The organism is Streptomyces sp. C10-9-1 (genome assembly GCF_024497955.1).
Lineage (GTDB): Bacteria > Actinomycetota > Actinomycetes > Streptomycetales > Streptomycetaceae > Streptomyces > Streptomyces sanyensis.
In genome coordinates this window covers 78323-100497 of the sequence record NZ_JANHKP010000008.1, presented here as the reverse complement: position 1 = coordinate 100497, position 22175 = coordinate 78323, and the positions used below count along the sequence as shown (strand labels likewise).

At 74.7% G+C, this 22175-nt stretch carries 17 protein-coding genes and 2 pseudogenes; 8 read left to right on the top strand and 11 right to left on the bottom strand.

Annotated features, from left to right (window positions below):
* Positions 1-83: 83 nt before the first annotated feature.
* Positions 84-1235 (bottom strand): acyl-CoA dehydrogenase family protein, encoded by a 1152-nt coding sequence (locus NPS70_RS13160; protein WP_256524380.1) that lies wholly within the window; start codon positions 1233-1235, stop codon positions 84-86.
* A 65-nt stretch (positions 1236-1300) separates the two neighbouring features.
* On the opposite strand from NPS70_RS13160, the gene NPS70_RS13155 reads away from it, so the two are divergent.
* The gene (locus NPS70_RS13155) at positions 1301-1966 is read left to right on the top strand and encodes a TetR/AcrR family transcriptional regulator (protein ID WP_256524379.1); all 666 of its coding nucleotides are present in this window, start codon (positions 1301-1303) and stop codon (positions 1964-1966) included.
* A 184-nt stretch (positions 1967-2150) separates the two neighbouring features.
* Here NPS70_RS13155 and NPS70_RS13145 read toward each other — a convergent pair whose 3' ends face one another.
* The 3 genes and pseudogenes from NPS70_RS13145 to NPS70_RS13135 form a co-directional block, all read right to left on the bottom strand.
* The gene (locus tag NPS70_RS13145; RefSeq protein ID WP_256524378.1) at positions 2151-3329 is read right to left on the bottom strand and encodes a Cmx/CmrA family chloramphenicol efflux MFS transporter; all 1179 of its coding nucleotides are present in this window, start codon (positions 3327-3329) and stop codon (positions 2151-2153) included.
* A 297-nt stretch (positions 3330-3626) separates the two neighbouring features.
* Positions 3627-3818 carry a DUF397 domain-containing protein gene (locus NPS70_RS13140; RefSeq protein ID WP_256524377.1) on the bottom strand — a complete coding sequence of 64 codons (192 nt, stop codon included), beginning with the start codon at positions 3816-3818 and terminating at the stop codon, positions 3627-3629.
* A pseudogene (locus NPS70_RS13135) lies at positions 3793-4672 on the bottom strand (DUF5753 domain-containing protein). The gene NPS70_RS13140 and the pseudogene NPS70_RS13135 overlap by 26 nt, the downstream one beginning before the upstream one ends.
* 173 nt (positions 4673-4845) lie before the next feature.
* Between NPS70_RS13135 and NPS70_RS13130 the strand changes: the two are divergent.
* Positions 4846-5286 carry a DUF6086 family protein gene (locus NPS70_RS13130; RefSeq protein WP_256524376.1) on the top strand — a complete coding sequence of 147 codons (441 nt, stop codon included), beginning with the start codon at positions 4846-4848 and terminating at the stop codon, positions 5284-5286.
* Positions 5287-5332: 46 nt separating this feature from the next.
* On the opposite strand, the gene NPS70_RS13125 is transcribed toward NPS70_RS13130, so the two are convergent.
* From NPS70_RS13125 to NPS70_RS13105, 5 genes are all read right to left on the bottom strand, one after another.
* On the bottom strand, positions 5333-6412 hold the full coding sequence (locus NPS70_RS13125; protein WP_256524375.1) for a zinc-binding dehydrogenase: 1080 nt from the start codon (positions 6410-6412) through the stop codon (positions 5333-5335).
* A 17-nt stretch (positions 6413-6429) separates the two neighbouring features.
* Positions 6430-7824 (bottom strand): aldehyde dehydrogenase family protein, encoded by a 1395-nt coding sequence (locus NPS70_RS13120; RefSeq protein WP_256524374.1) that lies wholly within the window; start codon positions 7822-7824, stop codon positions 6430-6432.
* Between the two features lie 182 nt (positions 7825-8006).
* Complete coding sequence (locus NPS70_RS13115) at positions 8007-9335, bottom strand: ABC transporter ATP-binding protein (protein ID WP_256524373.1); 1329 nt, start codon at positions 9333-9335, stop codon at positions 8007-8009.
* Positions 9336-9569: 234 nt separating this feature from the next.
* A complete protein-coding gene (locus NPS70_RS13110) occupies positions 9570-11855 on the bottom strand; it encodes a molybdopterin-dependent oxidoreductase (RefSeq protein ID WP_256524372.1) in 2286 nt (761 codons plus the stop codon).
* 63 nt (positions 11856-11918) lie between these two features.
* Complete coding sequence (locus NPS70_RS13105) at positions 11919-12545, bottom strand: TetR/AcrR family transcriptional regulator (protein WP_256524371.1); 627 nt, start codon at positions 12543-12545, stop codon at positions 11919-11921.
* Positions 12546-12659: 114 nt separating this feature from the next.
* On the opposite strand from NPS70_RS13105, the gene hmgA reads away from it, so the two are divergent.
* The 3 genes from hmgA to NPS70_RS13090 are packed head-to-tail and all read left to right on the top strand — an operon-like array spanning position 12660 to position 16047.
* Entirely contained in the window at positions 12660-13985 is a 1326-nt protein-coding gene (hmgA, locus tag NPS70_RS13100; protein WP_256524370.1) for a homogentisate 1,2-dioxygenase, read from the top strand.
* Positions 13986-14012: 27 nt separating this feature from the next.
* Complete coding sequence (locus tag NPS70_RS13095; RefSeq protein ID WP_256524369.1) at positions 14013-14768, top strand: GntR family transcriptional regulator; 756 nt, start codon at positions 14013-14015, stop codon at positions 14766-14768.
* Positions 14769-14823: 55 nt separating this feature from the next.
* Positions 14824-16047, top strand: coding sequence for a type ISP restriction/modification enzyme (locus tag NPS70_RS13090; RefSeq protein WP_256524368.1), 1224 nt, complete (start codon positions 14824-14826; stop codon positions 16045-16047).
* 249 nt (positions 16048-16296) lie between these two features.
* On the opposite strand, the gene NPS70_RS13085 is transcribed toward NPS70_RS13090, so the two are convergent.
* The gene (locus NPS70_RS13085; RefSeq protein WP_256524367.1) at positions 16297-16710 is read right to left on the bottom strand and encodes a DUF4259 domain-containing protein; all 414 of its coding nucleotides are present in this window, start codon (positions 16708-16710) and stop codon (positions 16297-16299) included.
* Here NPS70_RS13085 and NPS70_RS28890 point away from each other — a divergent pair.
* Together NPS70_RS28890 and NPS70_RS13080 are read left to right on the top strand one after the other, a co-directional pair.
* Positions 16598-17086: pseudogene (locus tag NPS70_RS28890) on the top strand (DUF6193 family natural product biosynthesis protein); the annotation flags it as partial. The gene NPS70_RS13085 and the pseudogene NPS70_RS28890 overlap by 113 nt on opposite strands.
* Before the next feature lie 436 nt (positions 17087-17522).
* Positions 17523-18719, top strand: coding sequence for a CaiB/BaiF CoA-transferase family protein (locus NPS70_RS13080; RefSeq protein WP_256524366.1), 1197 nt, complete (start codon positions 17523-17525; stop codon positions 18717-18719).
* A gap of 243 nt (positions 18720-18962) precedes the next feature.
* Here the strand turns inward: NPS70_RS13080 and NPS70_RS13075 are convergent, their stop codons facing one another.
* Positions 18963-19925, bottom strand: a complete 963-nt coding sequence (locus NPS70_RS13075) for a YafY family protein (protein ID WP_256524365.1) — start codon at positions 19923-19925, stop codon at positions 18963-18965.
* A gap of 63 nt (positions 19926-19988) precedes the next feature.
* Here NPS70_RS13075 and NPS70_RS13070 point away from each other — a divergent pair, with 63 nt between their 5' ends.
* On the top strand, positions 19989-21131 hold the full coding sequence (locus NPS70_RS13070) for an epoxide hydrolase family protein (protein ID WP_256524364.1): 1143 nt from the start codon (positions 19989-19991) through the stop codon (positions 21129-21131).
* Positions 21132-22175: the final 1044 nt, after the last annotated feature.

Sequence of the window (22175 nt, the reverse complement as noted above, 5' to 3'; positions counted from 1 at the left end):
ATGGGCGCGGGTACTCACTCCGGGTACTCACTCCGGGCGCCCGCCGCGGGCCCGGGGGCACGCCCGCGGGTCCGCAGCGCCCCTCAGAAGGCGGACACCCCGGTCAGCGCCCGGCCGATGATCAGCTTCTGGATCTGGCTGGTGCCCTCGTACAGGGTCATCACCCGCGCGTCGCGCAGCAGCTTGCCGACGGGGTACTCGTCGATGTAGCCGTAGCCGCCGAAGACCTGGAGGGCGTTGCCGGCGGCGCGCACCGCCGCCTCGGAGGCGAACAGCTTCGCGGTGGAGGCGGCGGTGGCGAACTCCCGGCCCCGGTCGACGAGGTCGGCCACCCGCCAGGTGAGCAGCCGGGCCGCGTCCACGTCGACGGCGATGTCGCTGAGCAGTTCCTGGACCAGCTGGTGGTGGGCGATGGAGCGGCCGAACTGCTCGCGCTCCCCGGCATAGCCGACCGCGGCGTCCAGCGCGGCCTGCGCGATGCCGACGCACCCGGCGGCGACCGACATCCGCCCCTTGGCCAGGGCCGACATCGCGACGGCGAACCCCTTGCCCGCGGGCCCGAGCATCGCCGAGGCGGGGACGCGGACGCCCTGGAGCACCAGTTCCGCCGTCGCCTGGCCGCGCAGACCGAGCTTCCCGTGCACCGGGCGGCGGGTCAGCCCGGGGGTGCCGGCCGGGACCAGGAAGGCCGAGACGCCCCGGTGACCGGGGGCCTCGCCGGTGCGGGCGAACAGCAGCACCACGTCCGCCCAGGTTCCGTTGGTGATGAACATCTTGGTGCCGTCGATGACGAAGTCATCGCCGTCGCGGACCGCGCGGGTGGCCAGGTTGCCCGCGTCCGAGCCGGTGCCGGGCTCGGTGAGGCCGAAGCAGCCGAGCGCCTCGCCCGAGGTCAGGCGGGGCAGCCAGGCCCGCTTCTGCGCGTCGGTGCCGTGGGCGGCGATGGTCTTGGCCACCAGCCCGAGCGAGACGGAGACGATTCCGCGCACGGAGGAGTCCCCGCGTCCGAGCTCCTCGGTGACCAGGCAGTAGGAGAGGTGGTCGCCGCCGGAGCCGCCGTACGCCTCGTCGACGGTGAGCCCCAGGAACCCCAGAGCGCCCAGCTTCCGCACGAGGGCGCGGTCGACGCTCTCGGCCCGGTCCCACGCGGCGGCATGGGGGGCCACCTCGCGGACGACGAAGTCCCGGGCCAGCCGCCGGACGGCCTCCTGCTCCTCGCTGAGCTCCAGGTCCATGCGCGGGCACTCCCCCGTTAACTACCACCGCTAGTTTATTGTGGGCAGGCCCTACTATGTGCCGCATGGCCCGACCGCGCAAGCCCCTCCTCAGCCGCGACCTGATCGTCGAGACGGCCGGCGCACTCGTGGACGCGGAGGGCCTGGACGCGGTCTCCACCCGCCGGATCGCGGCCGAACTCGGTGTCAGCGGGCCCTCCCTGTACAACCACTTCCGCAACAAGGACGAGATCCTGGACGCCGTCGCGGACGCGGTCAGCGCCCGGATCGACCTGTCGATGTTCGACGCGGACGACCCCCGCGACTGGCGCACCGCGCTGCACGACTGGGCGCTCTCCTACCGGGCCGCCCTGCGCGCCCACCCCAACGCCGTCCCGGTGCTCGCCCGGGGCCCCGGACGGCGGCCCGCCGGCCTGCGGGTCGCCGACGCGGTCTTCGGGGCGATGGTCCGCGCCGGATGGCCGCCCGCCCAGGCGACCAGCATCGGCGCCCTGATGCGCTACTTCGTCACGGGCTCGGCCCTCGGCTCCTTCGCCCGCGGCTTCGTGGACGACGCGGCCGCCTACGACCCGGCGGACTACCCCCACCTCGGCCAGGCGCATCTGCTGGCGGAGCGCCAGGAGCAGGTGGACGAGGGCGCGTTCGCCACCGGCCTGACCGCCCTGCTCGACGGCCTGGCCCTCCAGTACGAGGCGGGCGTGCGCGGCGGCTGGAGCACCAGGGGCGACTAGTGCCCCGTCAGGCAACGTTCGCCCCGTCGCGACGCCCGGCACGGCGACTCGCCGCGTTGCCGAATCAACCGAGTAGGCCCACGGGAGACACCGGCCTCGGCGGTGACGTGCGCGATCGGACGGGTACGGCAGCGCGCCGCGCGCCTTCGGCGCCCCTCAACGTCCAAAGGGGCGTTCGCGTGTGTCACCGGAGCACCTCGGCGCTCCGGCCGGCCGTGATGGTGGTGAGGAGAGGGAACGCGATGAGCAGCGCGACCGCGACGAGGAGTCCGCTTGCCCAGAGCGGCCCGAGGTCCCCGGCTTCGGTGCTGAGGGTCGCCGCAGCGATGACGGGGCCGACGGCGGCGCCCACGTTGAGCGCCGCGGTCGCGTACGAGCCGGCCATGGTGGGGGCTCCCGTGGCCTCGTAGAGGACCCGCGTGATCAGCGTGCTGCCCAGCGCGAACGACAGCGCGCCCTGTACGAACACGAGGAGGAACAGGGCGACCGGCTCGTCGGCCAGCATCGCGAGGGCCGGCCAGCCGACGAGCAGCAGCGGGCCGCCGACTGCGATGACCGGACCGGGACGCCGGTCGGACAGTCGGCCGGCGAGGGTGATGCCCACGAAGGAACCGGCGCCGAAGAGCACCAGGGCGACGGAGACCCACAACTCGCCCAGCCCGGCGCTGTCGGTCACCACGGGGGCGAGGAAGGTGAGGCTTCCGAAGGTTGCCGCGTTCACCAGCGCGCCGAGCAGCATCACCAGGATCAACCGCGGCCGTGTGAGCTGGGTGAACTCCGCTCGCAACGCCGGCCTGCCAGTCGCCTCATCCTCGTCACGCCCTGCGGGGATTCCCTTCAGGATGCCGAGGGCCGCGGGCAGGCAGAGAGCGGCGACAGCCCAGAACGTGGCCCGCCAGCCGAGCAACGTGCCGAGCACCGAGCCGCCGGGGACACCGGCGATCGTGGCCACCGTCGTGCCTGACAGCAGCACGGCCAGTGCACGTCCCTTCCTGTCGGGTGAGACCAGTGTGGCGGCAGCCGTCAGAGCGACGGCGAGGAACCCTGCGTTCGCGAGCGCGGCGACGACCCGGGTGGCGAACAGGACCGGGAAGCCCGTGGTCATGGCGCCCAGGGCATGAGCTGCGGCGAAAGTGAGGATGAACCCGAGAAGGGTGGAGCGCCTGGGCCGGTTGCGGGCAAGCGCGGCCACGAGTGGGGCACCGACGATCATGCCGACCGCGAAGGCCGACGTGAGCGTTCCGGCGGTCCCGACCGTGACGTCGAGGTCCGAGGCGATGTCCGGCAGGAGGCCGGCAAGCATGAATTCCGAGGTGCCCATGGCGAAAACCGCCATGGCAAGCAGGTACAGCGGGAGAGGCATCGAGTGGCTCCGGGGTGAGGAGAAGCACGAGAAGGTCATCTCGTCACCGCGGCCAGCCCCAAGGGCACACTCGCCCGGCCGCGGAACGCGGCGGGACGACAGGGCTACGAGCTCAGTGGTCCAGGGGGCTGACGGCGTGACCGAAAGCCCCCACCTCGTCTGACTCAGGACTCGACATGGCCCGCACGCTACCCGACCGATGCCCGTCGGAGCATCTCGGTTCCACTGGCATCGGCCGGTGTCACCGACTCATGCCCCGCAACACCCGGACCCGCGCCCGCGGCATCCCCGGGCGGGTCAGCGGGCCCCGCGTCGCAGGCCGCCGACGAACACCGCCCACGCCCCCGCGCCCACCACCACGACGGGCCCCTCGGGCCGCGTGGAGTCCCGCACCGGGACGGAGCCGGAGACCCCGTCGGCCACTTCGAGGCAGTCTCCGCCGGAGGTGTTGCTGTAGCTGCTCTTACGCCAGCCTGTGGTCACGTCCACCAGCTTGCCCGCCTTGTCCGCAGTCTTCGGCCGCCTTCTCCAGAAGCGCCAGGGACGCGTCCAGTGGCAGGGCGGCAGCCCTCAGCAGATCGTACGACCTCCGGTACCGCTTCACGAGGGCTGGATCGTCATGAGTGCTGCCGTGGTGCTGGGACTCCACGTACACCAGGGGTGGAGCGTCGGCGAACTCCAGGATCATCGCGTTCCCCTGCATGAGCGGATACGCCCCGGCGCTCCACGGCAGAACCTGCACGAAGATGCGCTCGTCCCGGGCGAACTGGGCGATGTGGTCGAGTTGCACGGCCATCTCACCGGGCGGCAGCACGGAGTGGCGGACCAGGGCCTCGTGCACCACGACCCAGTACTGCGGGGTGCCGGTGGACGCCCGGAGCACATCGGCGCGGGCCAGGCGCGCGCCCACCCTCTCCTCCAGTTCCCGTGAGGAGAGCGGCGAGCGCTCCGTCTTGAACAGCGCACGCATGTACGCCTCTGTCTGGAGCAGACCGGGAACGACGGCGGGCGACCACTGCTCGATGGCCGAGGCATGGGCTTCCGCGTCCAGGACGCGCTCGAAGTACTCGGCGTGTCCACGGTGCTTGGCCCTGCGCACGTCCTCGCAGCGGCGCTCGAAGAAGCCGTCCGTCGCGAGCAGCCGGTCCACGTGCCGGGCCAGATCCGCGGGCATCCGCCGCGAGCCCCGCTCGATCTCGCTGAGCAGGCTCGCGCCGTAGAAGCTGCCCTCCACCGTCTGCTGGAGCGTCAGCCCGGCGGCCTCCCTCCGGTGGGTGGCGGAGCTCCGCCCCGTAGAGGGCCGGGACACTCGCGGAGCCGTCGACGTCCTTGCGTGCGGCCATGGTTCACCGTTCCACGATCCGGGGCCTGGAGGACCTCGGCCGGGCCCCCGCCCGCGACCGTACCGACCGCGGCCATCGCCCGAAGCGCGGACACCGCGCACATCACCCGGAGGGGTAGGGGCTGCCCGGCGGCGCATACGATGGCCGGCCGCAACGGGAGGGACACCAGCACGATGAGCCAGTTCTACGACCTCGGCGACGAGACCCTGTGGAACCCGTCCAACGGCGCCTCGCGGCTGTTCCTGCGCCAGGTGAGGCTCTTCGAGGAGGAGCTGGAGCTGCCGTCGGGACTGGGGCCGATGGAGATGGACGAGTGCGCGATCGACCCGGTGGCCTTCGCCGCCTTCGTCGAGGCCCTGCTCGACCGGCACCGCAGGACGGGCCACGCCGTCGTCCTCGCGCTGTCCGAGGGCTTCACCGCGACGGTCCTCGTCCTCGCCGAGCGCGCCGGGATCGAGCCGGACTGGGCCAGGCTCGGTCTCCCGCCCGGGGAACCACTCACCGACGTGCAGGTCTCCCAAGGCACGGGGGCGCACCTCCCGCCGGACGGCGCCCACTGGGCCGAGGGGCTGCGTGCCCGGGCCCGGGAGCTGGGGCGGCGGATGGCCCGCTGACACCCGCCCGGTCCACGCCCTCGGGCGGGCGCGCCGCCCCGGCGCGTCAGAAGACGACCAGTGAACGCGCGCCCCGCCCCCGGCGCATCGCGTCGAAGGCGGCCGGGATCCCGTCCAGCGGGATGCGGTCCGTCACCAGCGCGGAGAGGTCGAGGCGGCCTTCGCGCACGTGCTCCGCGAGGACCGGGAGGTCGGCGGCGGGGTCGGAGTTGCCGTAGACGCAGCCCGAGAGGGTGCGGCCGAAGTGGAAGATCTCCAGCGCGTTGAAGGTCACCTGCTGGTCCTTGCCGCCGATGCCGACGACCGTGGTGCGCCCGCCGCGCCGGGTGGCGTCCCAGGCGGCGCGGATGGTGGCGGCGCGGCCGACGCACTCGACCGCCACGTCCGCGCCCCGGCCCCCGGTGAGGCGGCGGACCTCCTTGGCCGTGGCGTCGGAGGCGAGCACGTAGTCGGTGGCGCCCGCTCGCCGTGCCAGCTCCTCCTTCTCCGGGGACACGTCCACGGCGACGATCGTCCCGGCGCCCGCGATCCGGGCGGACTGGAGCGCGGCGAGGCCGACGCCCCCGACGCCGAGGACGGCCACGGACTCCCCCTCGCGCACCCGGGAGGCGTGGTGGACCGCGCCGTAGCCGGTGAGCACGGCGCAGCCGAGCAGGGCCGCGTCGGCGAGGTCGACGCCCTCGGGGGCGGGCAGTACGCAGCCGGCGGGGACGACGGTCTCCTCGGCGAAGGCGGCCACGTTCAGGCCCGGGTGGAGCGCGGTGCCGTCGGCCGCGGTGGCGTGCACGCGGCCCACGCCGGCCAGCGCCTCGGTGCAGAGCCACACCTCGCCCAGGGAGCAGTGGTGGCAGGTTCCGCAGGAGGGCGCCCAGTTGAGGACGACGCCGTCGCCGACGGCGACGTGTTCGACGCCCTCGCCGACGGCGAGCACGGTCCCGGCACCCTCGTGGCCGAGGACGGCCGGGACGGGCACCCGCATGGTGCCGTCGGAGAGCGACAGGTCGGAGTGGCAGACCCCCGCGGCGGCCAGCCGGACCCGGACCTGGCCGGGGCCGGGCTCGGGCAGGGAGATCCGGGTGATCTCCAGGGGGGCGCCGACGGAGGGCAGGACGGCTGCACGGACCACGATGCGTTGCTCCCGGATCAGAACTGGAGGGACTTGGTCTGAAGGTACTCGGCAAGGCCGTGCGGCCCGAGTTCCCGGCCGACGCCCGACTGCTTGTAGCCGCCGAAGGGGGCGCGGGGGTTGAAGCGGCCGCCGTTGATGTCGACCTGGCCGGTGTCCATGCGGCGGGCGAAGGCGACGGCCTCGGCGTCGTCGGCCGCCCACACCGCTCCGGCCAGACCGTAGACGGTGCCGTTGGCGAGGGCGAGGGCGTCCTCCTCGTCCTCGTACCGCATCAGGCAGACGACCGGGCCGAAGATCTCCTCCTGGGCGATGGTCATGCCCGGGGTGACGTCGGCGAAGACGGTGGGGCTGACGTAGTAGCCGGTCGGCAGCGGCGGCCGGGTGCCGCCGGCGACGAGCCGGGCGCCCTCGGCCACGCCCCGGTCGATGTAGCCGCGCACGCGCTCGCGCTGGCGGGCGTTGACCAGCGGGCCGACCCGCTCGCCGGGGACGTACCTGGCGACGGCCGCGACCGCCAGCTCCACGGCCTCCTCGTAGCGGTCGGTGTGCACGAGGATCCTGGTCCAGGCGCTGCACGTCTGGCCGGAGTTGGCCATCACGTTGGCGATTCCGGCGTTGACGGCCGCGGCGAGGTCGGCGCTCGGCAGGACGACGTTGGCGGACTTGCCTCCGAGTTCGAGGGCGACCCGCTTGATCGCGGCGCCCGCGGTGGCGGCGACCCTGCGGCCCACGGCGGTGGACCCCGTGAAGGAGACCAGGTCCACGTCCTCGTGCCCGGCCAGGGCCTCCCCGGCGACCGCCCCGACGCCCGTGACCAGGTTGAACACACCTGCCGGCACACCCGCCGCGTCGACCGCCTCCGCGAAGAGCTGCGCGGTCAGCGGGGTGTCCTCGGCGGGTTTGAGCACCACGGTGCACCCGGCGGCCAGGGCGGGCGCGACCTTGGCGACGATCTGGTGGAGCGGGTAGTTCCAGGGCGTGATGGCGCCCACGACGCCGACCGGCTCCCTCAGCACGGTCGAGTTCCCGATGGTCTCCTCGAAGGCGCAGGTGGCGGCCAGCTCCGCGAAGGATCCGGCGACGGTGACCGGGAGGGAGGCGTGGACGGCGAGGGCGAGCTTCGGCGGGGCGCCCAGCTCGGCGGTGACGGTCTCGGCGATCTCCTCGGTGCGGCGGCCCAGTTCCTCGTGGAGGGCGGACAGCACGGCGGCCCGCTCGGCGGGCGGGGTGGCCCGCCAGGCGGGGAACGCGGCCCGGGCGGCACGCACGGCGGCGTCCACGTCGGCCTCCCCGCCGTCCGGGACATGGGCGATGATCTGCTCGTCGGCCGGGTTCACCACGGCGATGGCGCCCGTCGCGAGGGCGGGCCGCCAGGCGCCGTCGATGTACAGGCCGTCGTGAGCCTTCATGGCACTCCTCCGCACGGGTAGCTCCGGCCCACCAAACTAGCGATGTTAGTTTTCGAGCGCCAGGGCCCCCCTCCCCCCACCGCGGCCGTTCCGGCCACCGGCGGGCGCGCACCACCCCGGCCGCGGGCGGCGCGCGGCCGGGCGGGGCCGACGCCGGCGCGCGGCCTCGGGAAACCGGGCCGTCAGACGTCGAAGCCGGGGAGCTCGGCGGGTGCCGGGCACACCCGGCGGCCGTGGTGGTCGAAGACGTACAGGTGGGCCACGTCCACCAGCAGCGGCACCTGCGCACCCCGCCGCAGGCGGACGTCGGGTCCGGTGCGGACCACCAGGTCGCCCGGGGCCGTGGCGGGGCGCTCGCCCTCGCCCGGCGCCTCGGGGGCGTCCAGGACGGCGAGCGGGCGGGCGAGCCGGCCGGCGGCCCGGTTCTTCAACCGGGTGAGCGTGCCGGGCCCGCCGGCGCGGCGGCGGACGGGCGACACGGGCCGGGCGGCCTCCAGCTCGCCCACGGGGGCGGGGCGCGAGCCGGTGGCGAAGTGCACCAGGGCCTCGTGGCCCTGGTACTCCATGTGCTCCACCGTGCCGGTGAGCGGGGCCTCGCCGGGCCGGGCCCGGCTCGGCGGGGCGATGCGCACCCCCTCGAAGCGCAGCCCGAGGACGAGCCGCCGCCCCTGCTGGATGCGGAGCAACTGGTGGTCGGGGCTGAGGGGTTCGGGCAGCCGGATGCGCTGGCGCCCGAGGTCGAGGGTCATCGGTCCGTCGAGGGGGGCGTGCACGACGGCCTCCAACAGGTTGATCCGGGGCGTGCCGATGAACGCGGCGACGAAGACGTTGGCAGGAAGGGCGTAGGTGTCCCGGGGGGCGCCGACCTGCTGGAGGACGCCCCCGCGCATCACGGCCACCCGGTCGCCGAGGGACATCGCCTCGGCCTGGTCGTGGGTGACGTACACGGTGGTGACGCCGAGTTCGGCGGTGAGGCGGGCGATCTCGGCACGCAGGTGGCCGCGGAGCTTGGCGTCGAGGTTGGAGAGCGGCTCGTCCATGAGGAAGGCGGAGGGGCGACGGGAGATCGCCCGCCCCATGGCCACCCGCTGGCGCTCGCCGCCGGAGAGCTGGCCGGGGAAGCGGTCGAGGAGGTCCTCGATCCCGAGCATCCGGGCGGTGGCCTCGACGCGGGGGTTCCGGTCGGCCCGCGGGTTCTCCAGCCGGAGCGGGAAGCCGATGTTCTCGCGGTTGGTCATGCTCGGGTAGAGCGCGAAGTTCTGGAAGACCATGGCCATGTCCCGCTCGCGGGGCGGGATGTGGTTGGCGGGCTCGCCGTCGAGCAGCAGCCGGCCCTCGGTGATGTCCTCCAGCCCGGCGATCATGCGCAGCACCGTGGACTTGCCGCATCCGGACGGCCCGAGGAGCACCAGGAACTCGCCGGGTTCGACGGTGAGCGTGAAGCGGTCGACGGCACGCGGGCCGCGCCCGTATCTCTTGCCGACGTCGTGCAGAGCGATGGCGCGCGTCATGAGGTCCCGCCCGGAGGTGAGGAAGGCAGCCGAGTGGCTGAAGGTAGCCCACCGCACGCGCCGGGGGAATGCCTTGTGCACGAGCCCGAACGGCCGGGATTCCCGCCGCCGCCCGGGGCCGTGCGGGGGCGGGACCCTGGCCGGAACACGCCCTCCGGGGGCGGCGGACGGGCGGGGCGCCGGGTCGGCGCCGGTCCGGGCGGCGACCGGGCGGGCCCGAGCCGGGTGCGGGGATCAGGGCGCGGGGGGCGCGGGCGGAAGGGCGGTCACCGTGACGGGGAAGCCGTTGAGCACCGCGGTGCCGGACAGCGGGTCGAGCCGGGAGCCGTCGAGCAGCTGGTTGACGTTGGCCCCGGGGACGGCGGACGCGACCGACAGCCGCGTCCCGGCCCGGTCGTGCCCCCAGCCGTGCGGCAGGCTGACGACACCCCGGCGGACCTCCTCGGTGACCTCCACCGGGGCCTCGATGCGGCCGCCGTCGGAGGAGACCGCGGCCCGGCCCCCGTGGCGCAGGCCGAGCCGGGCCGCGTCCTCGGGGTGGACGTGCAGGGTGCAGCGGTTGGAACCACCGTTCAGCGCGGGCAGGTTGTGCATCCAGCTGTTGTTGGAGCGCAGATGGCGGCGGCCGACCAGCACCAGCGCGTGCTCCGCACGGCCGGTGAGTGCCGCGCGCAGCCGGGGCAGGTCGCCGGCGATCGGCTCCGGCAGCAGCTCGACCCGCCCGCTGCGGGTGCGCAGGATCCCCGGCACACGGGGGGCGAGGGGGCCGAGGTCGATGCCGTGGGGGTGCTCGCGCAGCTCGTCGAGGGTGAGGTCGTAGGGGCCGAGGCGCAGCATCAGGTCGAGGCGGCGCTCGGCGCCCGTGGTGCCGGTGAGGCGTGCGGCCAGGGCGTCGGCGTCCTGCCCGTGGACGGGCGAGTGGGGGTCCCGGACCGCCGCGGCCAGGGTCCGCCGGATGGCCAGGTCGTCGACGGTGCCGGGCTCGGCGCCGTGCATCCCGGAGACGGCCAGCACCAGGCGCGCGTGGATCTCGCACTCGTCCATCAGGCCGGGTGCCAGGGGAACGGCGGGCGGGGTGTAGCGGACCTGGTTGCGCACCGCGAGGGCGTTGAAGGCGAAGTCGTAGTGGGCGCTCTGGGAGGGCGGGGGCGGCGGGAGCACCACGTCCGCGTGGCGGGAGGTCTCGTTGAGGTAGGGGTCGACGCTGACCATGAAGTCCAGCTCCTCCAGGGCCCGGTCGAGGCGGTCGCCGTCGGGGGCGGAGAGGACGGGGTTGGCGGCGATGGCGACCAGGGCGCGGACGCGGCCCTCGCCGGGCGTCTCGATCTCCTCCGCGAGGGCGGCCATGGGCAGTTCGCCCTTGGCCTCGGGACGGCCGGAGACCCGGCTGCTCCAGCGGCCGAGCACGAAGCCCCTGCCCGGAGCCGCGGGGCGGGGTGCGCGCTCGGTCGCGGAGAGGGGGAAGAGGGCGCCGCCGGGGCGGTCGAGGTTGCCGGTGAGGATGTTGAGGACGTCGACGAGCCAGCTGGCGAGGGTCCCGTGGTCGACGGTGCAGCTGCCGATGCGCCCGTACACGGCGGCCGACTCCGCGGCCGCCAGTTCCCGGGCGACCTCCCGTACGGTCCCGGGGTCCGTGTCGCAGGCGGCGGCCACGGCCTCCGGGGTGAAGTCCGCGACGGCCTCGCGCACCGCGTCGACGCCCTCCACGTGGTCGGCGAGGCCCCCGAGGTCGGTGAGCTTCTCCTCGAACAGGACGTGGACCAGGCCCGCGAGCAGCAGCGCGTCCGTGCCGGGCCGGAGGGCGAGGTGGCGGTCGGCGAGGCGCGCGGTGCGGGTGCGGCGCGGGTCGACCACGGTGAGGGTGCCGCCGCGGCGGCGGAGTGCCTTGAGGCGGCCGGGGAAGTCGGGTGCGGTGCAGAGGCTGCCGTTGGACTCCAAGGGGTTGGCGCCGAGCAGCAGCAGATGCCGGGTCCGGTCGAGGTCGGGCACGGGGATGGCGGCGGCGCTGCCGAACAGGAGCCCGCCGGACACGTGCTTGGGCATCTGGTCGAGGGTGGAGGCGGTGAAGAGGCTGCGGGTGCCCAGTGCCGCGAGCAGCAGGGGCGGGTAGAGGCCCCCGGCCATGGTGTGGACGTTGGGGTTGCCGAGGACCACGCCCACGGCGTTCGGGCCGTGGGCGGCGGCGATCCCGGGGATGCGGCGGGCGATCCGGTCGAAGGCCTCGTCCCAGGTGGCGGGGCGCAGGACACCCGCGGTCCGGACCAGGGGGGTGCGCAGCCGGTCGGGGTCGGAGTCGAGTTCCGCGAAGGCGGCGCCCTTGGGGCAGACGAACCCGGAGCTGAAGACGTCGTCGCGGTCGCCGCGCGCGCGGGTGACGCGGTCGCCTTCCACGGTGAGGACCAGCCCGCAGGTCGCCTCGCAGAGCGGGCAGATGCGCAGGGCGGTGCGGGCGGTGGGTGACGTGCGGGACACGGGGCCTCCCGGGAGCGGGGGTGCGGCGGCACGGGACCCCGGCAGCATACCGACCGGTACGGATGCGGGGCAGCCCCCGGAAGGCACGGCCCCGGCGGCGCACCCCGCCGTTCAGCCGCGCCCGGCGCCGTCCGGCAGCACGTGGGCCAGGTAGGCGCACACCAGGCGCCTCGCCTCGGCCACGATCGCCCCGTCACCGGACTCGTCCACCCGGAAGGCGAGCTGGAGCACGGCGTCGGCCGCCTCGACCGCGACGAGCACGGCCCGCCGCAGTTCCCCGTCCGCCGAATCGCGGCCCAGGTGCGCCGCGAGCAGGCCGGCGAGCCGGTCGGCCACCTCGCTGCCGACGCGGGCGCCCCGCGAGCCGAGCGGCACCTGCACCCCGAAGTCGATCAGCCCGAAGCCCGGCACCGTGCGCTTCATGGCGAGGTACTCGTCGAGGACCACGTCCACCGCTCCGCGCCAGCACCCTGCGGGCACCCGGGCCAGGCACTCCTCGACCCGGGCGGCGTAGCGGTCGAGGTTGCGCCGCCCGAGGGCCTCGACCAGGGCGCGCTTGTTGCCGAAGAAGCGGTAGACGGAGCCGATCGGGACGCCCGCGCGGGCCGCCACGTCGCGCGTGGACAGCTCCTCGTAGCCGCAGGCGTCGAGGAGTTCGGCGCAGGCGTCCAGGATCCGGGCGAGCCGGTCGGCGCTGCGCCGCTGCACGGGGACGCGCCGCAGCGGGGACGAGGACACGCGCCCATCATGCCCGGCCGCAGCCGTTGACGGACCCGACCTGGAATCCTACGGTTGTCCATAGGAATCGGAAACGCGGGCGTCGGCGGCAGGCCGACAGGCACAGGAGCGGCGATGAGCGGCAGTGAGCAGGCGCGGAAGATCGCGGAAGGTCTGACGGAGCGGTCCTTCTCCCCGGGCTTCGGGAACGAGCACAGCTCGGAGGCGGCGGCCGGCGCCCTCCCGCACGGGCGCAACTCCCCCCAGCGGGCGCCCCTGGGCCTGTACGCGGAGCAGCTCAGCGGCAGTGCCTTCACCGAGCCGCGGGCCGACAACCGGCGCTCCTGGCTGTACCGGATCCGCCCCTCGGCCGCGCACCCCGCCTTCGTGCGCACCGACAACGGAACGCTGCGCAGCGCCCCGTTCACCGAGGCCGTGCCCGACCCCAACCGGCTGCGCTGGAACCCGCTGCCGGAACCGGAGCCGGGCACCGACTGGCTCGCCGGACTGTGGACGCTCGGCGGCAACGGCGACGTCACCCAGCGCTCGGGCATGGCCGTGCACCTCTACCACGCGGACACGTCGATGCGGCGGGTCTTCGGGAACTCCGACGGCGAGTTGCTGATCGTCCCCGAGCGCGGCGGCCTGCTGCTCGTCACCGAGCTGGGCCTGCTGCCGGTGCGCCCCGGGGAGGTGGCGCTCGTCCCGCGCGGGGTGCGCTTCCGCGTCGAGCTGCTGGACGCGACCGCCCGCGGCTACGTGTGCGAGAACTACGGACGGCCCTTCCAGCTGCCCGACCTCGGCCCGATCGGCGCCAACGGCCTGGCCAACGCCCGGGACTTCCTCGCGCCGGTCGCCGCCTTCGAGGACGTCGAGGGCCCGGTGGAGGTGGTCAACAAGTACTGCGGCAACCTGTGGACCGCGACCTACGGCCACTCTCCGCTCGACGTGGTCGCCTGGCACGGCAACCACACCCCCTACGTCTACGACCTGCGCCGCTTCAACGTCATCGGCAGCATCTCCTACGACCACCCGGACCCGTCGATCTTCACCGTGCTGACCTCGCCGTCCGACACCCCGGGGCTCGCGGGCGTCGACTTCGTGGTCTTCGCACCGCGCTGGCTGGTCGGCGAGGACACCTTCCGCCCGCCGTACTTCCACCGCAACGTGATGAGCGAGTACATGGGTCTGATCGAGGGCGCCTACGACGCCAAGGCGGAGGGCTTCGTCCCGGGCGGCGGCTCGCTGCACACCATGATGTCCGCGCACGGCCCGGACCGGGAGACCTTCGACAGGGCCAGCGCGGCGGAGCTGAGGCCCCAGAAGATCGACGACGGCCTGGCCTTCATGTTCGAGACCCGCTGGCCGGTGACCACCACCGCCCAGGCGGCTTCCGCGGGACACCTTCAGACCGGGTACGACTCCGTGTGGGAGGGTCTTGAGCGCCACTTCCGGCCGTAGTCAGCAGATGCCGTGTACGGAGACGCCGTGACCTCCTCCTTCGCCCCGGACTCCCTGGTCCTCAACCGCAAGCTCCCGCTGTGGTACCAGGTGTCGCAGTCGCTGCGCGCCTCGATACTGGGGCGCTCCCCCGAGGCGTCGCTGCGGCTGCCCACCGAGGAGCAGCTGGCCCGGCACTACGGGGTCAGCGTGCTGACCATGCGGCAGGCGCTGAAGGAGCTGGAGGAGGAGGGGCTGATCAGCCGGCACCGCCGGCGCGGCACCTTCATCGAGCCGGGCGCGCGCCGGGGCGCGCCCCGGCGGCTGCTGGGCTCGATCGACGCGGTGGTCGCCCAGCAGTCGGGCGAGCGGACGACCGTCCTCGGCCACGGGCCGTGCCCCGTCCCCGCCGACCTGGCGGAGTACTTCCCCAGCGCGGAGGAGGTCGTGCTGTTCCGGCGGCTGCGCCGGGACGGCGACAGCGAGGAACCCACCAACTGGGCCGAGAACGCGCTCCGGACCGAGCTGGCGGACCGGGTCGACATCGCGGACCTGGAGCGCTGGCCGATGACCAAGGTCCTGCGGGACGTCCTCGGCGTGCGGATCAGCCGGATCACCGACACCGTGGAGGCGCGGCTCGCCGACCCCGAGACCGCGGAGCTGCTGGACGTCCCGCTGCTCAGCCCGATCCTGCACTACACGGGCGTCACCTACGACGAGGACGGCCGCGTCGTGGACGTCGCCCGCATCCGCTACCGCGGGGACCGCTTCTCCTTCTCGGTGACCCTCGACGCGGCGGACTGAGCCGCCGGGCACCGCGGGCGGCGGCCACCGGACGGGGGCGGCGAGGAGCACTACCATGCGCACGGTGAGCGAAGCACCCGAGTCCGCCTCCGAGGACGTGCCGCTGCTCGACGACCTCATGCCCTGGTCGGTCCGGCCGCTGCGGCCGGGCCGCGGCTGGGTCATGGCTCCGGACGCGGCCTCGCTGCGCCGCCGCTGGGAGGCCCTGACCGGGGCGGAGGACGCCGCCCGGCGCGAGGAGCTGTTCCGGCCCACCCGCTCCCGGACGCCGCACAGCACGGTCGCCCAGCTCCCCGGGCAGCCCGCCGGCACCGGGCGGATCGCCCGCGAGACGGGGCCCTGCCCGGAGCCCGTCCGGGTCCTGCACGGGGCCTACGACCAGCAGTGGCTGATACCCGACCAGCGCCTGCTCGACGACGCCCGCCCCGAACTGTGGCGGGTGCGCGACGCCCGGCAGGTCTTCGTCGTCGAGCAGGGGCGCGTCCCGGGTGCGGACGGGCCGGCCCTGGTGGCCACCGCCCACCTCCCGGACGGGCGCTCCCCCGCGGGGCGACCGGGCCGCATCCGGCCCCTGTACCGCAGGCCCGGCGGACGGGAGGCGAACATCGCCCCGGGGCTGACGGACCTGCTCGCCGACCGCTACGGCCACCCGGTGACGGCCGAGGAGCTGCTGTGCTGGACGATGGCCGCCGCCCGCCCCGGGCAGCGGGGTGCGGCGGTCCCGCTGACGGCCGACGCCGGGCAGTGGGCCCGGGGCGTCGCGCTGGGCCGCCGGATACTGGACGTCCAGCTGCGCGGCGCCCACGGCGGCGAGCGGCCCCGGCTGCCGGGCGGTCGGCGCCCCTACGTCCGTGCGGCGCTGCCCCGGCTGCCCGACTCCCTCGCCTACGAGGAGGACGGCGAGGTGCTGCTGGTCGGCGGCACCGGGCGCATCGCGCCGGTCCCGCGCGGGGCCTGGGAGTCCGCGGTCGCGGGCGAACGGGTGCTGGAGCAGTGGTTCCGGCGACGCACCGAGGCCGGCGAGGCGGGCACGCTGGAGGCGCTGCGCCCGGCGGCGTGGCCGCAGGAGTGGACCTCCGAGCTGCTGGAGCTCGTCACGGTGCTGGCCCTGCTGGCGGAACTCCGCCCGCAGGGCGCCGCGCTGGGCGGCGGCCCGCTCGTCCCCGCGTCCGCCCTGCGCGCCGCGGGCGTCCTGCCGCCCCCACCCGCCTCCCGGCGCCCGGCCTCGGTCCTGGAAGCCCGCGAGGAGGGGCCGGAGGGGCAGCTGGCGCTGCTGTGAGGGAGCACCGGGCGGGCGCGGTCCGGCAGGTCCCGAGCCCACCGGGTACGGACGACGGCGGAGCCGGCGGGGAGTTCCCGGACCCGGCATGACGGGCGACCACCGGGTCCGAGGAGAATGCCAGCGTCTCCCGGCCCGGATGCTGCTCGCGTTCCGGGCCCTCCCCGGGTCAGAGCGGAGCGACACCCATGGCATGGGTCGCAGGAACGGGCGCCTTCCCGGGGCTGCTCCTGGTCATCGCGGGAGTCGTCACGCCATGGAAGGGGGTGGCGGGTCGAGCACTGCGCGAAGGCGCGTGAGTGTGCCTCGCCACTGCTTCGAGTCCTCCGGGTCGACCCAGTTCGAGGCTGGCCCGTCCTCGTCCCTGACGATGCGGGCGAGGGCTTCGTCGGCGAGTGCCCGAAGGTCGGAAGGGAAAACGGGCATGGGTGTTTCGGGACCGTAGGTCATGTCGACGGGTTCGCCTCCCGGACATTGCGCCGCGATCAAGGCGGCGGCGGCCACCGCCTCTCCTGCTTCCGTGACATGACCGGTGGCGTCGATCGTCCGGATGAGGACGCCTCGGATCAGGGCTTCGCGCGCTTCGGGCTCGGCATCGTCGAGGGTGTTGGCGAAGTCCGCCGCTGTGTCGTTGTCGAAGGGACCGGTATCCCAGGTGCCCATGCTGATCTCCTTGCGTGTGGTCGCCCGGATCCTCGCATCAGGGACTGACAACACGACTACGGCGCGAGCAGGACCCGTTTGCGCAGGAGGATGCACACGGCCTCGCTGCGACGTCCGATCGCTGTTCTCTCGGCGGAGTGCAACGGCAGACGGTTTCACAGGGTTCGGCGAACTCGTGGAAGCAGCTCACGCAGAACCACGGCTGCGGCAGCTCCACGTCTTCTCCAGCCACTGGACGCTCGGCTTCAGCTCCTGCACTGGATACCCGTTCCGCGACGAGGTGGCCATCGTCCCGTCGCACGGGGGCAGCCCGTTCCGCGTGAAGAGGCATCCGCTCTCCGGCGACGTTCCCGAAGAGGCCGCCACGGCCGAGGAAGCCGTCGCCCTGGCAGTGCGCCGCCTCCCCACCGACCTCGGTCCGGCTGTCGCGGGAACCGCCGGACAGGATGGAAGACACGCGCGAACCAGATCACTGACCGTCACCGATCCCGTGCCCGGTTGGGCGGCTCGCAGCCGCGGTGACCCTACCGGGAAGGATGCAGGCCCGCTTGCCATGGCGGGGGGCCATGGCCGGGAGTCCCCGAGGCGGCCGGTCGCGTGCTCGGCCCGTGTGCGGCGCTGCGGGGCGTGGCCGGGTGCGATCCGCGTCCACGGCCCGTCGGGGCCGGTGGACAGGGTCGAGCCGCACACGCGACGGGCGGATCGAGCGGCCGGGGCCCGGGTCCCGGCATCCCCTGCCGGGCCGGGCCGGCACCGGCCCGGCCTGGGGCCCCGGGGTGACAGATCCGCCGGTCGCACAGTAGACACGCCCCATGAGCCTTCAGCCACTCCCCCTCGACGGGATCACCGTCGTCGCCGTCGAGCAGGCCGTCTCCGCGCCGTTCGCCACGCGGCAGCTCGCCGACCTCGGGGCCCGGGTGATCAAGGTGGAGCGTCCGGACGGCGGGGACTTCGCCCGCGGGTACGACACCGCGGCGAAGGGGCTCGCCTCGCACTTCGTGTGGTGCAACCGCGGCAAGGAGTCCCTCGCCGTGGACCTGAAGGACCCGCGCGGCCGGGAGCTGGTCGGGCGCCTGGTGGCGGACGCCGACGTGTTCGTGCAGAACCTCGCCCAGGGGGCCGCCGCCCGGCTGGGGCTGGACGCGGCCACGCTGTGCGCGGCGCACCCGCGGCTGGTCGCGGTGGACATCTCCGGCTACGGCTCCGGGGGGCCGTACGCGCACAAGGCCGCCTACGACATGCTCGTCCAGTGCGAGGCCGGACTGGTGTCGGTCACGGGCACCTCGGAGCAGCCGGTGAAGGCCGGGATCCCGGCCGCCGACGTGGCGGCCGGGATGTACGCGTTCTCGGGGGTGCTGGCCGCCCTGGTGCGGCGGGGCACCACGGGGCTCGGCGGGCCGGTGGAGATCTCGATGCTGGAGTCCCTGGCGGAGTGGATGGGGCATCCGCTGCACCACGGGATGCACGGCTCGCCCGCGCCGGTGCGCACCGGGCTCGCGCACGCCGTCATCGCCCCGTACGACGCCTACCGGACCGCGGACGGGGGCCGGGTGCTGCTGTCGGTGCAGAACGACCGCGAGTGGCGGCGGCTCGCCGAGCAGGTGGCCGGGCGCCCCGAGCTGGCGGACGACCCGGACTTCGCGACCAACACGGCCCGCACGGCGAACCGGGAGCGGACGGACGAGGTGGTCGGCGCGGCACTCGCGGAGCTGAGCACGGCGGAGGCCGTCGCCCGGCTGGAGGCGGCCAGGATCGCCTGCGCGCGGCTGAACTCGGTGGGCGACGTGGCCGGCCACCCGCAGCTCGCGGCACGTGACCGGTGGCGCGAGGTCGGGTCCCCGGCCGGTCCGCTGCGGGCCCTGCTGCCCCCGATCACGCTGCCGGGAGGGGTCCCGGCGCGGATGGGCGCGGTCCCGGCACTGGGCGAGCACACGGACGCGCTGCTGAAGGGCCTGGGACTGTCGGAGGCGGAGGTGGACGCGCTGCGCGGCAAGGGCGTGGTGGCCTGAGGGCCGTCCGCGGCGTCCGGTGGACCGGTGCGCGGCGCCGGACGCGGTTGCGCGGCGGAGGGCCGCCTTCGGACCGGGCCCGTGCGTGCGCCGGGGCAGGGCCGCCGGGGCCTGGCAGCCCCGGGCCGTCTCCTTCGGATCACCGGGGAGGTGGTGGGGCCGGCCTGCCACGGCACCGGTCCCGACCACGCCCGGGCCCGCCGCCGGCCCCCGACGGCATCGCCGGAGGACCGACGGCGGGATTCACGCGGTGGCCGCGCCGCCCGCCGCGCGGCGGCACCTCGTCGCGAGGCGGTCGAACGCCGCCGCGAGCTCGTCTCCGTCGATCACCTCGATGTCGACGTCGAGCTGCGTCATCCACAGCGCGAGCCGGTCCGGGTCGTCGGAACCCAGCTCCACACGGCAGGTGGACCCGTCCACCTCCTCGATGTCGACCGGGACGGGGATCTTCGCGGCGACCGTGGCGGCGGGAGCACGCACGAGCACCCGGGCGCGGTACTTCCAGGCCCCCTTGCTGACGCGCCCGACGACGTACGCGACGGCATCGCCCCCCGGGACCGCGCGCGGCCGGAACCGCGCACCCGTCGGCGGGCGGGGGGCCATGCGGTCGACGCGGAAGACCCGCCAGTCGTCACGGTCGAGATCCCACGCGAGCAGGTACCAGAGCGGCCCCCAGCCCACCAGCCGTTGCGGTTCGGTGTGGCGGGCCGCTTCGCTGCCCCCGGGTTTCGTGTAGCCGAACCGGAGCCGTTCGCGGCCGCGGATCGCGGCAGCGACCGCGCCGAGCACGGAGAGGTCGAGCGGCGGTGCGGCCCCGGGAACGACGCTCGTCGCCTCGCGTACCGCCTCGACGCGCCGACGCAGGCGCGAGGGCAGCACCTGCTCCAGCTTCGCGAGCGCGGTGAGCGACGTCTCCTCGACGCCGAGCCCCTGGGTCGCGACCGCACCCAGTCCGACCGCGACGGCGACGGCCTCGTCGTCGTCGAGCAGCAGCGGGGGCATCGCCGTCCCGGCGGCCAGCCGGTACCCGCCCGCGACGCCCGGGCGCGCGTCCACGGGGTAGCCGAGCGACCGCAGCCTGCCGATGTCGGCGCGCACGGTCCTCGTGCTCACGTCGAGCCGGCCGGCGAGCTCGGAGCCCGTCCAGTCGCGCTTGAGCTGGAGCAGTGACAGCAGTTCGAGCAGGCGGGCCGAGGTCTCCAGCATGCTCTCCATCATCCCCGCAATCGCGGAAGCAATCCTGCCGCGATTGCTGGGAGCGTCGATGCCATGAACGAGGACAACGCACTCACACCGTTCCGGATCGACGTCCCGCAGGCCGATGTCGACGACCTGCGCAACCGGCTGGCGCACACGCGCTGGCCGGTCCCGGTGCCGGGCCGCGACGACCGCACCGACTTCAGCCGCGGCATTCCGCCGGTGTACCTGAAGGAACTCGCCGAGTACTGGCGTGACGGGTTCGACTGGCGCGCGCAGGAGGAGAAGCTCAACGCGTACGAACAGGTCACGACGGTCGTCGACGGCCAGACCTTCCACGTCGTCCATGTCCGGTCGGCGAACCCGGAGGCCGTCCCGCTGGTCCTGAACCACGGCTGGCCGGGGTCGTTCGTCGAGTACCAGCGGATCATCCCGCTGCTGACCGACGAGTTCCACGTGGTCGTCCCGTCGCTGCCCGGTTTCGGGTTCTCGACCCCGCTGTCGGGGACCGGCTGGGAGCTGGCGCGGACGACGGAGGCCTACGCCGAGATCATGACGCGTCTGGGCTACGAGAGGTTCGCGGCCCACGGCACCGACGTCGGCGCGGGCACCGTCGGCCGCCTCGCGGCGCTCTGCCCGGAGCGCGTCATCGGGACGCACTTCGGCGCCGACCCCCGGTGGCTCGGGCTGATCGGCGAGAAGTTCCCCTACCCCGAGGGCCTGTCCGACGAGGAGACCGCCCAGCTCGAGGCCGTGCGCGCCGAGGACGCGACCGACCGCGGGTACCTCCTGATGCAGAACCACCGCCCGGACACGATCGGCGCGGCGCTCACCGACTCGCCGGTCGGTCAGCTCGCTTGGATCGCCGAGAAGTTCAGGCCCAGGTCCGGCGGCGCCCACCGGACGCCGGACGAGTCGGTCGACCGCGACCAGCTGCTCACGAACATCAGCCTGTACTGGTTCACCCGCAGCGGCGCCACCAGCGCGCAGTTCTACTACGAGAACGAGCACTCCGGTCTCGACGTGGTCATGGGTTCGGGCGTGCCGTCCGGATGGGCCGTGTTCGACACGCACCCGCTCATGCGCCGTGCGATCGACCCGGGGAAGGTGATCGGCCACTGGAGCGAGTTCACCGAGGGCGGTCACTTCCCGGCGATGGAGGAGACGGAGCTGCTGGCGGACGACATCCGGACCTTCTTCCGCGGCATGTCCTGACGTAGCGCCGGGGCCGGCGGCGCGCGGAGACCCGCTCGGGGGCCCGGCCGGTCGGCCCCAGCCGTGACGCCGTCGGGCTCGAACCGGCGCCGTTCGGCGGGTCCTCGGCCCCGTCCCGCCCGCAGAGCGGCAGGGGCGGGGCGACGGCCTCGCCGCCGGGCGGGAGGCGGCAGTACCCGTCGAAGGGCGGCGGGCGGGAGCGTGGCCTGCGGGAGGGCGCTCGGCACAGGGCGCTGCATCAGCCGGGGCTCGTGCAGGGCGGGTTGGAGCGGCCGCCGGTCCGGGCCGGCGGCGAGCCTGCCGTGTCCGGGCGGGACCCGGCTCCGCGGGAGCCTCGCCGCCGTCCCGGTCCGCGGGGCGGGGCACCACCGAGGAGGGCGGCGGCGAAGGCGCTGGTACCGCTCCCGGCCGTGTCCGCCGTCCTTGTCGTGCCGGCCTCCCCGGTCCGGCCGCCGGAAGCGCGCACGGGTCCCCACGACCGGGTGCCGGACGTGTTCCCGACGGCCGGGCGGCAGACCGTGCGCGTCGGCGGGAGCCCGGCCGTGCGGGCGCAGACGCTCCTGCCAAGAAGAAGGCCGCGGTAAGGCCGCAACCGGCCCCGCCGTGCGCGCGCAGGCGCTCCCGCCTCCCGGGATCCCGCCCTGACACGGCACACGCGCCACGCCCGTCCCGCACCACGTCCCGCCCGGGGCCTTCGGCACCCGTGCGGGCGGAGAGCCGGGGCCGGGGCCGGCCGACCGGCCGGACGCCACAGGGGGGTTGCGGACCGCAGCCGGCACCTCCCCGGCGGCGGCGAAGGCCGCCGCCCCCCGTACCGCGCCGCCGACGCGCTTGACCGTGGCCGCCTCACCGGGGACGCACGGGAACGCCGGGCAGGCGCCCGTGCGGAACCGGTCCGGCCGGACGGGCGCCGGGCCCGCAACCCCGCAGCCGACTGAAACGGTTGTGCGAGTGTCGGTCACTCGTGATAGGCACTACCTCCACCAGGGGGTGATCATCAGCCCCCGTCAGGGCAGGCACACAAGGGGTGGGGACATGGCGTTG

Coding starts and splice junctions, on each gene's coding strand:
- NPS70_RS13160 (WP_256524380.1), bottom strand. CDS start 1,235: ATGGACCTGGAGCTCAGCGAGGAGCAGGAGGCCGTCCGGCGGCTGGCC.
- NPS70_RS13155 (WP_256524379.1), top strand. CDS start 1,301: ATGGCCCGACCGCGCAAGCCCCTCCTCAGCCGCGACCTGATCGTCGAG.
- NPS70_RS13145 (WP_256524378.1), bottom strand. CDS start 3,329: ATGCCTCTCCCGCTGTACCTGCTTGCCATGGCGGTTTTCGCCATGGGC.
- NPS70_RS13130 (WP_256524376.1), top strand. CDS start 4,846: ATGAGCCAGTTCTACGACCTCGGCGACGAGACCCTGTGGAACCCGTCC.
- NPS70_RS13120 (WP_256524374.1), bottom strand. CDS start 7,824: ATGAAGGCTCACGACGGCCTGTACATCGACGGCGCCTGGCGGCCCGCC.
- NPS70_RS13115 (WP_256524373.1), bottom strand. CDS start 9,335: ATGACGCGCGCCATCGCTCTGCACGACGTCGGCAAGAGATACGGGCGC.
- NPS70_RS13110 (WP_256524372.1), bottom strand. CDS start 11,855: ATGCTGCCGGGGTCCCGTGCCGCCGCACCCCCGCTCCCGGGAGGCCCC.
- hmgA (WP_256524370.1), top strand. CDS start 12,660: ATGAGCGGCAGTGAGCAGGCGCGGAAGATCGCGGAAGGTCTGACGGAG.
- NPS70_RS13090 (WP_256524368.1), top strand. CDS start 14,824: ATGCGCACGGTGAGCGAAGCACCCGAGTCCGCCTCCGAGGACGTGCCG.
- NPS70_RS13085 (WP_256524367.1), bottom strand. CDS start 16,710: ATGGGCACCTGGGATACCGGTCCCTTCGACAACGACACAGCGGCGGAC.
- NPS70_RS13080 (WP_256524366.1), top strand. CDS start 17,523: ATGAGCCTTCAGCCACTCCCCCTCGACGGGATCACCGTCGTCGCCGTC.
- NPS70_RS13075 (WP_256524365.1), bottom strand. CDS start 19,925: ATGCTGGAGACCTCGGCCCGCCTGCTCGAACTGCTGTCACTGCTCCAG.
- NPS70_RS13070 (WP_256524364.1), top strand. CDS start 19,989: ATGAACGAGGACAACGCACTCACACCGTTCCGGATCGACGTCCCGCAG.